This is a genomic window from Chryseobacterium sp. OSA05B (genome assembly GCF_019970065.1).
Lineage (GTDB): Bacteria > Bacteroidota > Bacteroidia > Flavobacteriales > Weeksellaceae > Chryseobacterium.
This window is the reverse complement of the sequence record NZ_JAHXYH010000001.1, coordinates 1,352,618-1,367,362: the sequence shown is the minus strand read 5'-3', so window position 1 is coordinate 1,367,362 and position 14,745 is coordinate 1,352,618. Positions and strand designations below refer to the sequence as shown.

Here is a 14,745-nt window from a genome sequence, read left to right as displayed (position 1 = left end):
AATTTATAATCCAGAATTTATAATCCAAAATCTAAAATCTAAAAAATGTCAAATAAAAATAAATCAAGTAGATTTAATAAAATAACCATCGGTTTAGCTTCACCGGAATCGATTCTTCAGGAATCAAGAGGGGAAGTTTTAAAACCGGAAACTATTAACTACAGAACGCACAAACCTGAAAGAGACGGGTTGTTCTGTGAAAAAATCTTTGGTCCGGTAAAGGATTACGAATGTGCTTGTGGTAAATACAAGAGAATTCGTTACAAAGGGATCGTTTGTGACCGTTGTGGGGTAGAAGTTACTGAGAAAAAAGTAAGAAGAGAGAGAATCGGACACATCAACCTTGTCGTGCCTATCGCACACATCTGGTATTTCCGTTCTTTACCAAACAAAATCGGTTACCTTTTAGGAATTCCTTCTAAGAAATTAGACATGATCATCTACTACGAAAGATATGTAGTGATTCAGCAGGGTATTGCTAAAAAATTAGACGGTTCTGACTTCGATAACATGGAGTTCCTTACAGAAGAAGAGTACCTTGACATCATGGAAACGCTTCCTGTGGAAAACCAGTATCTTGATGATTCCGATCCAAACAAATTCATCGCCAGAATGGGTGCTGAAGCTGTAGAAGATCTTTTAAAAAGAATCAACCTTGATGCATTGTCTTTCGACTTGAGACACAAAGCTCACAACGAAGGTTCTAAGCAAAGAAGAACTGAAGCCCTTAAAAGATTGAACGTTGTAGAAGCACTAAGAGGTGCCAATACAAGAATGATCAACAGACCGGAGTGGATGATTATGCGTGTGCTTCCTGTAATACCACCAGAACTAAGACCATTGGTTCCATTGGATGGAGGACGTTTCGCAACTTCTGACTTAAATGACCTTTACAGAAGAGTTATCATCAGAAACAACCGTCTGAAAAGACTATTGGAGATCAAAGCTCCGGAAGTAATCTTGAGAAACGAGAAGCGTATGCTTCAGGAATCAGTAGATTCATTATTCGATAATACAAGAAAATCTTCTGCTGTAAAATCTGAATCAAACAGACCATTGAAATCACTTTCAGATTCATTGAAAGGTAAGCAAGGCCGTTTCCGTCAGAACTTACTAGGGAAAAGGGTTGACTACTCTGCGCGTTCCGTAATTGTTGTAGGTCCAAACTTACAGCTTCACGAATGTGGTATTCCTAAAGATATGGCAGCAGAACTTTACAAACCGTTCATCATCAGAAAACTGATCGAGAGAGGAATTGTAAAAACTGTGAAATCTGCAAAGAGAATCATCGACAGAAAAGAGCCTGTAGTATATGATATCCTTGAAAATGTGATGAAAGGTCATCCGGTTCTATTGAACAGAGCACCTACCCTTCACAGACTGGGTATTCAGGCATTCCAGCCTAAGATGATCGAAGGTAAAGCGATTCAGCTTCACCCGTTGGTAACAACAGCATTCAACGCCGATTTCGATGGTGACCAGATGGCGGTACACTTACCGTTAGGCCCTGAAGCGATCCTTGAAGCTCAGTTATTGATGCTAGGTTCTCAGAACATCTTGAACCCTGCAAACGGTTCTCCTATTACAGTACCTTCTCAGGACATGGTTCTTGGTCTTTATTTCATGACCAAAGAATTGAGCTCTACAGAAGATATGAAAGTTTTAGGTGAAGGTCTTGCATTCTATTCTCCTGAAGAAGCGGAAATCGCTTATGCTGAAGGAAGAGTTTCTTTAAATGCTAAAGTAAGATGTAGACTACCGGTTAAAGAAAACGGAGAGATTTCAACAAAATTAATCGAAACTTCTTTAGGTAGAATCTTATTCAACCAAATTGTACCAAAACAATCAGGATACGTTAATGAACTATTGACGAAGAAATCACTGAGAAATATCATTGGTAGAGTTTTAGCGGATACTGATTTCCCTACAACAGTGAAGTTCCTGGATGCAATGAAAGACTTAGGGTATTCTAATGCATTCAAAGGAGGTCTTTCATTCTCACTTGGGGATATTGTAGTTCCTGTTGAGAAGAAAAAGATGATTGCTACATCTATTGAAACTGTTGATGAGATTAGAGCCAACTATAACATGGGTCTAATTACAGATACAGAACGTTATAACCAGGTAATCGACGTTTGGACAAACACCAACGCTGGATTAACTGAAATGATCATGAGCAGAATGAAATCTGACCAAGGTGGATTCAACTCTGTATATATGATGCTTGATTCCGGGGCGAGGGGTTCTAAAGAACAGATCCGTCAGTTATCAGGGATGAGAGGTTTGATGGCGAAACCGCAAAAAGCTGGTTCTACCGGTGCGGAGATCATTGAAAACCCGATCCTTGCAAACTTTAAGGAAGGTCTTTCGATTCTAGAGTACTTTATCTCTACCCACGGTGCCCGTAAGGGTCTTGCGGATACCGCACTTAAAACTGCCGATGCTGGTTACCTTACAAGAAGACTGGTAGACGTTGCTCAGGACGTTATCGTTACTGAGGACGACTGTGGAACGCTTAGAGGTACTGAAGTGACTGCACTTAAGAAAAATGACGAGATCGTTGAAAAGATCTCTGAAAGAATCTTAGGTAGAGTTTCTCTTCATAACATCTATGATCCTGAATCAGACGAGTTAATCGCTGAAGCAGATCAGGTAATTAATGAAGCATTAGCGAAGAAAATTGAAGCAGCAGGATTAGAAGCTGTTGAAGTTCGTTCTCCACTTACTTGTGAAACCAAGAAAGGAATCTGTGCGAAGTGTTATGGTAGAAACCTTGCCACTGGTAAGATGATCCACATGGGTGAAGCTGTAGGGGTTATCGGAGCACAGTCAATTGGGGAGCCGGGTACTCAGCTTACATTGAGAACCTTCCACCAGGGGGGTACTGCAGGTAACGTATCAGAAAACCCATCTATCGTTGCAAGAAGAGACGGTATCGTTGAAATGGACGAAGTAAGAACCATTACTTCTGAAGATGAAAACGGTAAAACTGCTGAGGTAGTTGTTTCACGTTCAACTGAATTTAGATTGGTAGCGGATAACGAAACCAGAACACCATTGATGATTGCTAACGTACCTTACGGTTCAGAATTAGCAGTGAAGCCAGGTGATAAAGTGAAGAAAGGAGATGTCATCTGTAAGTGGGATCCGTATAACGCGGTAATCATTGCAGAAACTGCAGGTAAGGTTGAATACGAAGACATTATTCAGGGTATCTCATTCCAGCTTGAAATTGACGAACAGACAGGATTTGAAGAGAAAGTAATCTCTGAATCTAGAAATAAGAAAGCCGTACCTACATTGAAAGTGGTAGATTCTAAAGGAGTTGAGCAGAAAGCATACAACTTACCGGTAGGAGCCCACTTAATGGTAAACGATGGTGAAAAAATTAAGGCTGGTAAAGTCTTGATCAAGATCCCAAGAAAATCTGCAAAAGCAGGGGATATCACTGGAGGTCTTCCGAGAGTTACCGAACTATTCGAAGCAAGAAACCCTTCAAACCCAGCGGTTGTTACTGAAATCGACGGGGTAGTTTCTTACGGAAAAATTAAGAGAGGTAACCGAGAATTGATCGTAGAAGCTAAAACTGGTGAAAGAAAAATTTACTTGGTAAAACTTTCTAACCAGATCCTTGTTCAGGAGAATGACTTCGTAAGAGCAGGAGCACCACTTTCTGACGGTTCTATTACACCAGATGATATCTTAAGAATCAAAGGTCCAACGGCGGTTCAGGAATATCTGGTAAATGAGATCCAGGAAGTTTACCGTCTTCAGGGGGTAAAAATCGACGATAAGCACTTCGAGATCATCGTAAGACAGATGATGACGAAAGTATCTATCGTAGATGGAGGTGATACTCAGTTCTTGGAAGGAGCTCTGGAGCACAAGTTTGACTTCTTGGAAGAAAACAACAGAGTATTTGGTCTTAAGGTTGTAGTGGAAGCTGGTGATTCTAAAGAATTCAAACCAGGTCAGATGATTACAGCAAGAGAATTAAGAGACGAAAACTCCAAACTGAAGCGTGAAGATCAAGCCTTAGTTGAAGTAAGAGAAGCACTTCCTGCTACAGCAACGCCTGTATTGCAAGGGATTACAAGAGCAGCTCTTCAGACTAAGTCATTCATGTCTGCAGCATCATTCCAGGAAACTACGAAAGTTCTTAACGAGGCAGCAGTAGCTGGTAAAGTTGACTTCTTAAGTGGTCTTAAAGAAAATGTAATTGTAGGACACAGAATCCCTGCAGGTACAGGTCTTAAAGAATATCAGAATGTAATTGTGGGTTCTAAGAAAGAATTCGAAGACCTTAACTAAAATTAATGATTTGAAATTTGAGGTTTGGATTTATTTTTATATTTTCACAATCTCAAATTTCGAATTTTAAAAACATATTTTATAACAATGGACAACAATCAAAATCCACAAGACGGAAACATCAACATCGAATTGAACGAAATGGTAGCTGCTGGAGTTTATGCTAATTTAGCATTGGTAAACCACTCTCCATCTGAGTTCGTAGTAGATTTCATCCAGTTAATGCCGGGTGTTCAACAAGCTAAAGTAAGATCAAGAATCATTCTTGCTCCACTTCACGCTAAAAGAGTATTATCTGCTCTTCAACAGAACATTGCTAACTACGAGCAGCAGTTCGGAGAAATCAAAGAAGTTGAGCCTTTCGTATTAGGAGGTAACAACGTACAAGCATAAGATTTTTCTTACAATACATAAGGATGCCCTGGTGAAAACCAGGGCATTTTTTTTGTACAAAGGATCATCCAATCTAATACCAGCATAACAAAGTTTATTTGATTTTTAGATGATATATTTTAGTTAAAATGTTATTTTTGATTTAAAATTTACTTATTAATTAAGAGATTGTTAAGTTTTTGATAGAGATAATGAAAGAATATTATTTTTCTATTATATGAATAGCTCAATTTTATATATTTGCTATGAAAATGATATAGCGGATATGATCAATAATCAATTTATTCTTAATAAATTCGGTTTTTTGGGCGAAAATTTTTTAAATGAACTGCACGCAAATGCCGTAGTGACAGAAATCAAAGCAAAAACTGAAATTATCAGGGAAGGACAAAAGAATAAGTATGTTCCCTTTCTGATCAAAGGTTCTATAAAAGTATTTACCCTCAATGATGGTAGGGAGCTCATCTATTACTATATAAAACCGAACGACAGCTGCCTGATGACCTTCTCATCTATATTTACAGATTGCACCAGCAGAGTATATGCCGTTGCAGAAGAAGAATCGGAAGTGATCCTGGTTCCCGTTTCAGTGATCCATGAATGGCTCATCCGGTTTCCGGAGATCAACAGAGTGTTTTATCATGAATACGACAAACGCTTTTCAGATGTTATGAATATGGTGAATGATGCCGTATTTCACAGGCTCGACAAAAGAGTGCTGAACTATATCCGTCAGCAGATTTCAGCAACCGGAAACAATCCTCTGAAGATTACACACCGGGAAATTGCCAGTAATTTGGGGACTTCCAGGGAAGTGGTAAGCAGAGTTTTAAAAAAGATTGAAAATGAAGGTGAAATTATTCAGACCAAGGAAGGCATTAAAATTCCTGTAAATGAAAATGTTAGATCAATCTAATATATGATGTTTTAATGATTTTATCTTTATTATTGATAAAAACAATTTCTCTGGTGACTTTTATCACCTACTTTTGACTTTATAACTCGATAAGTTTGTCATATCATAATTTAATTCAAATAGTATATGACAAAAACTCTCTTATTTTTGTCGGTATTGGCATCAGGTCTTGCCTCCGCGCAGGAAGACCTGCTGAAAGATATTGACACACTCAAAACCAATGCAGAAGTATCGCAGCCGGCTTTTAAAGCCTTACAAATCGTCACCGGACAATCCACCAAACTTTCCGCTAAAAACGAATGGTACATTGTGGTGGCCCACCGTTTTGGGGACATAAGTACAGGATTCAAAAACTTTTTCGGCCTTGATGACGCCTCTACCAAATTAGGCGTAATCTACGGTGTCACAGACGGAATTTCAGTAAGTCTTTCCAGAGAAACGAATATGAAAACATTCGAAGGCGCTGTCAAGTACAAGCTGATCAAACAAACTGAAAAAAGCCCTGTGGACATTGTAGGTTACAATGTGATGGCGGTCAATACCGATCTGGATAAAGACAACTATCCCTATCTGAAATTCGGTGACAGGCTTGCTTATCTTACCCAGGCTCTTATCTCAAGAAGATTCAACGAAAAGTTTTCTCTGCAGCTAACGCCTTCATACATTCATAAAAACCTTTACGATCCAGCCATTGAAGACAAAAATCAATTTCTGGCCGGATTGGGAGGTCGTTATAAAATTTCCAAAAGAATTTCTCTCAACGCAGAGTATTTTGTGAATTTCGATAGTCACAGTTACTATAAAAATCCTCTTTCATTAGGGATGGATATAGAAACCGGGGGACATGTGTTCCAGCTTTTATTCTCGAACTCCCAGATCAATTCAGACATCGGCTATCTATCCAATGCAGCAGGCAAATGGGGAAAGGGGCAGATATTTTTTGGGTTTAACCTTTATAGAGTTTTTTAATATGAAAAAGATAATATACATATTGTCATCAGCTGCTTTGTTTATTGCTTGTGACAGCAGGACCTATGAAGAGATTTCGGATAATACACCCATTACAATACCTGTAAAATACAATGCGGAGGTGAAAACCATTGTGGATAACAACTGTATCGGCTGCCACGGTGCAGGAAGTTTTAAACCTTTCGTTACGTACAGCGATGTAAAGAATAATATAGACGGTATTCTCGACAGGATACAAAGAGCCAATGGAGATCCCGGAAAAATGCCACAGGGCGGATCCTTATCACAGACCCAGATCAATACCTTCATAAAATGGAAAGCTGATGGGCTTACCGAAAATTAAAAAATATTTGATATGAAAAGATTAGTATTAATGAGTGCCGTGCTGTTTTTTACCGGGTTTGCTTCAGCCCAGAAATACAGCACTAAGACAGGGAATGTGACCTTTGAGGCATCCGTTCCGCTGTTCGAAGATGTGTACGCAAAGGATGATAATAATGTGGTGATCCTGAATGCCGACAGCGGTGAGATGGCTTCCGTTTCAGTGGTGAAAAACTTCCATTTTAAAACCAAATTAATGGAAGAACACTTCAATGAAAGCTATGCAGAAACCGCAAAATATCCTAAAGCAACCTTCAAAGGAAAGATCGCCAATTTTGATAAAACGAAACTGAGTGCTTCACCACAGAAATATACCGTTCAGGGAACCCTGAATTTTCATGGAGTAGATAAAGCGGTTACTTCTGCAGCGACGGTTTATGCCAAAGACGGGAAAATATATATGCAGGGAAGCTTTATGGCAAGACCTGTAGACCACAACGTGACCATTCCGAAAATGGTGACCAAGAAAGTCGCAGAAAATGTAAAAGTGGAGTATAATTATGTAATGGCAAAACAATGAAAAACGTACTCCTTATCATCGGTATTTTCCTGAATTTTTCTGTTGCATCTGCCCAGGAAAAGACAAAATCAATATTCGATATTGCCAGAAGCGGAACGGTAGCTGAAGTGAAAGATCTCATGAAACAGGACCCGGATATCATTAACAAAACCAATGAAAATGGCTTTTCTCCCCTTATCCTTGCCTGCTACAGAGGGAATACGGAAGTGGCTAAATTTTTGATGGACAATGTAAAAGATATCAATTATAAAAGTCAGGAAGGAACTGCTTTAGCCGGGCTTTCTGTGAAATATAATAAAGAGCTGACCACTTACCTGTTAAGTAAAAATGCTGATCCCAACATCGCTGATTCTACCGGAGCAACGCCTTTGTTCTGGGCCGTAAAGTTCGGGAATAAAGAGCTGATCGAACTGCTGCTTAAACATAAAGCAGATAAATCCAGGAAAGATTCGATGGGAATGACCCCTTTTGAATATGCATTACAGACCAACAACAAAGACATCATCAACCTACTAAAAAATTAAAATGAAAAAAGTTTTACTAACATTCAGTTTAGCTCTTGCCAATCTGGTATGGGCACAGTTTTCGACAGGAACGGTCAATCTTCCGGCTGCCGGCATGACCGTAAAGATTGTAACAACGGCTACTCAGGTGACCCTTACTTTAACCGGTGACAGCAATTCGATGCTCGGAATAGGTTTCGGAGGAAACGGAGTAGATACTGGCGGAATGGCCAGCGGATCAGACGGATTTATTTATAATTCAAATTCTGCCAGCAGAGATTTTAATTTTATTGGAATGACGACTCCTCAGGCAGACCCTGCACAGGACTGGACCGTTACAACTGATAATGTTTCCGGAACCACAAGAACCATTGTAGCAACCAGAAGTCTTACCGGAGGAATAGGAGATCATGTGTTTACCAATGACGCTTCTACCATCAATGTATTCTATGCCCGAAGAGCAGGGAATCAGTTATTAGGTTACCATAACGCAGCCAGAGGATATGCTGCACTTACGAGAGGCGTACTGGGGATAAGTGAGACTGTTGCAGAAGGCAAGAAAGTGGGTCTTTATCCAAATCCTGCCAAAGAAAGAGTGAGCTTTAAAAATGCAGATAAAATAAAATCTATCGATATTTATGAAACTGCGGGCAGAAAGATCAGAACCGTGCAGCCTGACGGAGAAACCATAGATGTCAGAGATCTGAAACCTGGAATCTACTATTTTGAGATCACATTAAAAGACGGAAGCCTGTCTTATGAAAAGCTGATCAAAGAATAACTCTTACACACAGTTTAAAACATTCATATAAATGCCTCTGATATCCGGAGGCATTTTTTTATTGTTTACCGAGGGCAACATTTAACAATGTCGATTGGTAGGGGGCTGAACGGTTTTTTATATCTTTGCTGTTCAACAAAATCTCCAATGGAATTTCCCATTCCATTAATGCTAAATCATTTAAAATTGATGTATGGAAATAAGAAGCTTAGAAAATACCAGTACAGAAGAACTTTTATCTGTATTTAATACGTCTTTTTCAGACTATATCGTTCCCTTTCACCTTTCATTAGAACAGCTTGAATTAAAAATTACAGCGGATAAAATAGATACAAAATTGTCTGTAGGGGCTTTCGAATCAGAAAAGCTGGCAGGATTTATTCTCTTTGCTGAAAAAAAGGAAAACGGAAAACGTGTTGTATATAATGCCGGAACAGGAGTCATCCAGGAATGCAGAGGACAGGGGCTCGTAAGAAAAATGTATAATTACAGGCTTCCAGTATTCGAAGAGAGAAAAACGGATGTGCTGATCCTTGAAGTGATCGAAGGAAATAATCCTGCCATTAGGGCTTATGAAAATTTAGGTTTTAAGATTGTTCGGAAACTCCTTTGTTTTAATGGAATTATTGATCTTAAAGAAAAAAATCCTGAGATCGTCATAAAAGAACTGGAAGCTTTTCAATGGGAGGTATTCCGGTCTTTCTGGGATGTAGAACCGTCATGGCAGAGCTCAATACCGGTGTTGGACTGTATTCTTAAAGATTGCAGAATCCTTGGAGCCTGTAAAGAAGGACAGTTTGCGGGATACGCCATTTACAACCCGGCAGTAAGAAAAGTTTATCAGATCGCCGTTGATAAAAATTACAGAAATCAGGGCATCGGAACCCAGCTTTTCAGAGCGATAAGAGAGATGGCTGATGGACAACCTATATCTGCTAATAACGTAGAGGATACTTCAGAAAATACATCAGCGTTTCTCGGACATACAATAGGCCTTAGAAACTGGGTATCACAGTTTGAAATGAAGAGAGAGCTTGATTAAGAGCGGGAAGCAGGAAGAGGGAGGATGGAAGTTAATATTGATTATTAATAGTCGTCATAAAATAAAGTAGCTTCAAAATAATAATGTTTTTGCTTTAGTTATGTTTCGGGGTTCAGTGACTTCCATCTTCGAGCTTCAAACTTCCCAAGTTCAATGTTTTAATATACTTTTAATCTGATAAACTTTTTCGGGAGCTTCGTAGGCCGTAACTTTGCCGAAAATTTTGACAATGAAGCGAGGAATACAAATTGTTCTGCTGTTTTTTTCTCTGGCGATCTATGCCCAGCAGGCAAAAATGGATACGGCTCAGGTAGTCGTTTCGGGCCGCACCAACAGTGCTGAAGCACAGGCTAAACCTTATGTAATCATGATCTCTACAGACGGTTTTCGTTATGATTATGCTAAAAAATATCAGGCAGAAAATCTTCTGAAATTATCATCCAGTGGCATACAGGCTGAAGCGATGATCCCAAGTTATCCGAGTATTACTTTTCCCAACCACTGGAGTCTGATCACTGGACTTTATCCGTCTCATCACGGATTGATCGATAATTTTTTCTACGATTACAAACGGAAAGAGCCTTACGCGATGAACAGTAAAAAAAATGCTGAAGACGGAAGCTGGTACGGAGGAACTCCGCTTTGGGCACTCGCCGAAAAGCAGGGAATAGTTTCTGCTACTTTAATGTGGGTAGGCTCGGCAAGCAATGCAGGAGGAATGCGACCTTCCTACTATTATCCGTATCACGAAAAGTTTAAACCTTCCGAAAAAGTTGAAAAAGTGGTTAACTGGTTGAAGCTACCTGCAGAAACAAGACCTCATTTTATTACCCTGTATTTTCCTGAAGTAGATGGAAGCGGACATCACTTCGGTCCCGATGCTCAGGAAACAGAAACTGCAGTTCATTTGGTTGACCAGGCCATTGGAGAACTGGTTCAGAAAGTCAATGATCTTGGACTGAAAAATGTCAATTTTATTTTCGTTTCCGATCACGGAATGATCAAAGTAGATGGTGGAGCTCCATTGGAAATTCCTGCTATGCTTTTGGACACAGCCAGATTTGATTTTTACAATTCCCAGACTTTACTGAGAGTCTATGTTAAAAACCCTGCTGAGGTTAAAAAAGTTTACAAAGAACTGAAAGCCAACAAAACATCGGATTACGAGGTATATCTTGATAAAAGGCTTCCAAAATATTTGCATTTTGCCACAAAAGACGATAAATACGAAAGAATCGGCCAAATCCTTTTGATTCCGAAAGCTCCGAAAATATTCCTGGAAAAAGGTAAAAAAACATCCGTAGGAAAACACGGCTACGATCCCAAAATAGTGCCTGAAATGAAAGCCACTTTCTTTGCATGGGGACCACAATTCAAAAATAATATGGTGATCAATGAGTTTGCCAATGTCAACGTCTATCCATTGGTTACTGAAATTTTAGGATTGAAAAATGACCAGCCTATAGATGGAAAATTGAAGATTTTAAAGGAAATTTTGAAGGAGAAGAAATAGGGTTAAGGCTGAGTTTAGGATTTAGATTAAAAACTTAACTGAAAGGTTGAGTTAAAGATACAGTTTCGGCGCACCGCAGGTGCGCCGAAACTGTTTTGTAAAAATTTAAATTGAAGCTGTCATAAAACGACCTGGGAATTAAAAGCGTTAAAAAAATGAATTTTGTGAACGTTAAAAAAAATCTTCTGTTCGAAGGGCGACACAAAATTAGAATCGAAGAACTCAGATTAAATTCGCGCGAGTTTAGAATTTTTAAAGAACAAGATTTATTTTTAGCTTTTGATTCTTTTGTTTCAAGACAAAAGAATTTAAAAATCTTAAGAATTAAATTTTGCAGAAAACTTTTTCGCGAAATCTTCCAATTTAATCTTCCCGTCAACAGAAGCTTTGTGCTCAATAAAATCCTTCTGCACAACACCCGTTCTCACCCCTCTTCCCATTTCAGTGTACAATTCAGCCATTTCCTGTGGAAGGCCTGCCTGCAGCATTCCGTTTAATGAATCTTCATCTGAAAACTCTACCCACGGAAGTTCCGGCTTTCCTATAGCAGCACCAAAAACGCTGGCAAAATCAGCCGCTTTACGGACGTCGCTTATAATATATCTTATATTTTTACCCTCCGGATTTTTTATTAATTCTTCAGCTGCAGCTCTGGCAATATCATTCGGGTGAACCAGTGGAATGCTTATGTCTCCCGAATAATTTCCACCCATAATTCCGGCACCTTTGATCAAAGGAATATCATTAAAGAAATTAAAATAAAAATATCCTGCTCTTAACAAAGTGACCGATGTATTTTCAAGGTCATTATAAAATTTCTCAATGTGGTAAAGACTTTTGATAGGACCGTTTTCCACAGGAGATTCAGCTCCGATACTGCTTAGCATTACCAGTCTTTTTATATTATTTCTTTTAACAGCTTCTGCATAATTTTTACCTGCATTCACCGTATTTTCAACAATATTGACTGTTCCCATATTAGGAGGCGTCATCGCAAAAACAGCATTAGCTCCCTCAAATGTTTTCACTAAAAAATCCAGGTCTGCAATAGAACCGATAGCCGCTTTAGCTCCGATGGATTCAATTTCCTGGATCTTAGAGTCATTGCTGCTGATCACCGTAATATCGTGTCCTTCCGCAACGAGTTGCTGTGTTAATGGTTTGGCTACGTTTCCTGTTGAACCTGTGATGATAATTTTCATAATAAATATTTTTTTATTCTGATAACAAAGGTATATTTGTACTTACTTTTATACAAGTACTTACCCTGAAGTATGTAATATTATGACAGCCATTAAAGAAAGTTCTACCATTCAGCAAAACAAAAAATATGCACTGGACAAGTGCCCCGTTACCTACGTGATGGAAAAAATCGGAGGCTATTGGAAGCCGATTATTTTATACCAGCTCTCCAACGGTGATAAAAGATACAGTGAATTAAAACGTGCTATTCCCGCCGTGACGGAAAAAGTACTGATCCAGCATCTGAAACAGTTGGAAGCAGACGGATTAGTCATCAGAACGGCAAAGCCTGTAGTTCCGCCGCATGTTACTTACAAATTAAGTAAAGCAGGAACCGGCCTTATTCCCGTGATTGCAGCTTTGGCTGATTGGGCGTTTCTTGATATGAAGGGGGAGTATAAGTGATTTTTTTGTAAAATGTATTAATGTAAAATGTATGTATGATAAAGGTCTATGATGAACATATTACAATTTTATATTAATCTGGTAAAATTCAATAAGAAGTATTTATGGCTTCAGCCAAAACTTAAAAAAATTGTATTACACAAAACAAAAAAAGACCGCCCAAAGGCAGTCTTTCCGTTAAAATATACGAGTAATTACAAAGATTGCATATCAATTACGAAACGGTATTTCACGTCACTCTTGATCATTCTTTCATACGCCTGATTAATATCCTGCATTTTGATCAGTTCAATATCTGAAACGATATTATGCTTTCCGCAGAAATCCAGTAATTCCTGAGTTTCAGCAATACCTCCGATCAATGAACCGGCTACAGAACGACGTTGGAAAATCATCGGCCTTGTGCTCACTTCAGTCTCGCTGAATTCACCTACAAATCCTACAAGAACCAAAGTTCCGTTCAGGGTAAGTGTCTGCATATAAGGATTGATATCATGCTCATAAGGAACCGTATCGATAATCAGGTCGAATTTTCCTTTTACAGTATCCATTTGTGAATCATCGGTGGAAATAACGACGTGATCAGCTCCCAATTGCTTCGCATCTTCCGTTTTTCCCGGAGTTCTTGAGAATAAAGTTACATCAGCACCTAATCCTTTGGCCAGTTTGATCGCCATATGTCCTAATCCGCCTAATCCTACAACAGCTACTTTAGAATTAGGTCCTACGTTCCAGTGTCTCAATGGAGACCATGTTGTGATCCCTGCGCATAAAAGCGGTGCTACTGCAGCAAGGTCAAGGTTTTCAGGGACGCTTAATACGAAATGTTCATCTACAACTACTTTCTGAGAATATCCGCCAAAAGTATGACCTCCCAAGTGCTTGTCTTTTCCATTATAAGTTCCTGTAAAACCATTTAAGCAATATTGCTCAAGATCTTCTTTACAGCTGTCGCAGTGTCCGCATGAATCTACCATACATCCTACTGCGGCAAGATCGCCAACTTTAAATTTAGAAACTTCACTTCCTACACTGGTAATTCTGCCGACAATTTCATGTCCAGGAACCACAGGATACAAAGATCCGCCCCAGTCATTTCTTGCCGTATGGAGATCAGAGTGACATACCCCGCAGTATAGAATTTCAATTTCTACATCTTTAGGAGTGGTTGCTCTTCTTTCAATCGTCATTTCTTTAAGGTCTGCCGTCGTAGACTCAGCTCCGAAGGCTTTTACAGTTAATGTGCTCATTGGTTTGGTTTATTTGATTTAAGTTAATTAAGTTCAGTTATACATTATTGTACTCCTCATCGCTTACAGGTTCCAGCCATTCTACAATACCGTTTTGAGTATTGGGATTGATGGCAATATGGGTGAATTCACCATCTGGGCCTGCACCATGCCAGTGGATGACATCAGGAAGAATATTCACCACATCTCCCGGACGTAAAACCTGTGCCGGTTTCCCTTTTTCCTGATAAAATCCTGTTCCTGAAGTTACGATTAAAATCTGGCCGCCGCCGTGAGTATGCCAGTTATTTCTGCATCCGGGTTCGAAAGAAACGTTTCCGATCTGGCAGTTCAGATCATCTTCATTAGGTTTTAGAATCTGCACCCAGGCTGTTCCTCCGGAAAAATAAGCTGCAGGGGCTTTCTCTCCTTTTGGAAAAATGTTTGTATTGAATGTTTCCATAACGGTACAAAAGTCGATACTTTTAGATAAACACGACTTATACAGATTACCGAAATACTTACCAATTTTACAGACCC

The 14,745-nt window shown here is 39.2% G+C and carries 14 protein-coding genes; 11 read left to right on the top strand and 3 right to left on the bottom strand.

All coding sequences use genetic code 11. The annotated features are described in order from the left end of the window. Window positions 1-45 precede the first annotated feature (45 nt). The 10 genes from rpoC to LC419_RS06200 all read left to right on the top strand — a co-directional run bounded on the left by rpoC (window position 46) and on the right by LC419_RS06200 (window position 11,329). Window positions 46-4,311: a DNA-directed RNA polymerase subunit beta' gene (gene rpoC, locus LC419_RS06245; RefSeq protein WP_223606544.1), complete on the top strand. Its 4,266-nt coding sequence runs from the start codon at window positions 46-48 to the stop codon at window positions 4,309-4,311. 87 nt (window positions 4,312-4,398) lie between these two features. Then, complete coding sequence (locus LC419_RS06240) at window positions 4,399-4,704, top strand: DUF3467 domain-containing protein (RefSeq protein ID WP_034723398.1); 306 nt, start codon at window positions 4,399-4,401, stop codon at window positions 4,702-4,704. 265 nt (window positions 4,705-4,969) lie between these two features. After that, window positions 4,970-5,620: a Crp/Fnr family transcriptional regulator gene (locus LC419_RS06235; protein WP_223606543.1), complete on the top strand. Its 651-nt coding sequence runs from the start codon at window positions 4,970-4,972 to the stop codon at window positions 5,618-5,620. Between the two features lie 126 nt (window positions 5,621-5,746). Further along, window positions 5,747-6,589 carry a DUF5777 family beta-barrel protein gene (locus tag LC419_RS06230; protein WP_223606542.1) on the top strand — a complete coding sequence of 281 codons (843 nt, stop codon included), beginning with the start codon at window positions 5,747-5,749 and terminating at the stop codon, window positions 6,587-6,589. 1 nt (window position 6,590) lies between these two features. Continuing rightward, window positions 6,591-6,932, top strand: coding sequence for a cytochrome c (locus LC419_RS06225; protein WP_223606541.1), 342 nt, complete (start codon window positions 6,591-6,593; stop codon window positions 6,930-6,932). A gap of 12 nt (window positions 6,933-6,944) precedes the next feature. Beyond that, window positions 6,945-7,490, top strand: coding sequence for a YceI family protein (locus LC419_RS06220; protein WP_223606540.1), 546 nt, complete (start codon window positions 6,945-6,947; stop codon window positions 7,488-7,490). Further along, window positions 7,487-8,014, top strand: coding sequence for an ankyrin repeat domain-containing protein (locus tag LC419_RS06215; RefSeq protein ID WP_223606539.1), 528 nt, complete (start codon window positions 7,487-7,489; stop codon window positions 8,012-8,014). Before LC419_RS06220 ends, LC419_RS06215 begins: the two co-directional genes overlap by 4 nt. A 1-nt stretch (window position 8,015) precedes the next feature. Continuing rightward, window positions 8,016-8,774, top strand: a complete 759-nt coding sequence (locus tag LC419_RS06210; RefSeq protein ID WP_223606538.1) for a T9SS type A sorting domain-containing protein — start codon at window positions 8,016-8,018, stop codon at window positions 8,772-8,774. 193 nt (window positions 8,775-8,967) lie between these two features. Beyond that, entirely contained in the window at window positions 8,968-9,816 is an 849-nt protein-coding gene (locus tag LC419_RS06205; protein ID WP_223606537.1) for a GNAT family N-acetyltransferase, read from the top strand. 229 nt (window positions 9,817-10,045) lie between these two features. Beyond that, window positions 10,046-11,329 (top strand): ectonucleotide pyrophosphatase/phosphodiesterase, encoded by a 1,284-nt coding sequence (locus tag LC419_RS06200; protein ID WP_223606536.1) that lies wholly within the window; start codon window positions 10,046-10,048, stop codon window positions 11,327-11,329. A 317-nt stretch (window positions 11,330-11,646) separates the two neighbouring features. On the opposite strand, the gene LC419_RS06195 is transcribed toward LC419_RS06200, so the two are convergent. Continuing rightward, window positions 11,647-12,531, bottom strand: a complete 885-nt coding sequence (locus tag LC419_RS06195; protein ID WP_223606535.1) for an NAD(P)H-binding protein — start codon at window positions 12,529-12,531, stop codon at window positions 11,647-11,649. An 82-nt stretch (window positions 12,532-12,613) separates the two neighbouring features. Here LC419_RS06195 and LC419_RS06190 point away from each other — a divergent pair, with 82 nt between their 5' ends. After that, window positions 12,614-12,976 carry a helix-turn-helix domain-containing protein gene (locus LC419_RS06190; RefSeq protein WP_223606534.1) on the top strand — a complete coding sequence of 121 codons (363 nt, stop codon included), beginning with the start codon at window positions 12,614-12,616 and terminating at the stop codon, window positions 12,974-12,976. A 194-nt stretch (window positions 12,977-13,170) separates the two neighbouring features. Here LC419_RS06190 and LC419_RS06185 read toward each other — a convergent pair whose 3' ends face one another. Beyond that, window positions 13,171-14,226, bottom strand: coding sequence for an NAD(P)-dependent alcohol dehydrogenase (locus LC419_RS06185; protein ID WP_223606533.1), 1,056 nt, complete (start codon window positions 14,224-14,226; stop codon window positions 13,171-13,173). Window positions 14,227-14,263: 37 nt separating this feature from the next. Continuing rightward, window positions 14,264-14,668, bottom strand: coding sequence for a cupin domain-containing protein (locus LC419_RS06180; RefSeq protein ID WP_223606532.1), 405 nt, complete (start codon window positions 14,666-14,668; stop codon window positions 14,264-14,266). Window positions 14,669-14,745: the final 77 nt, after the last annotated feature.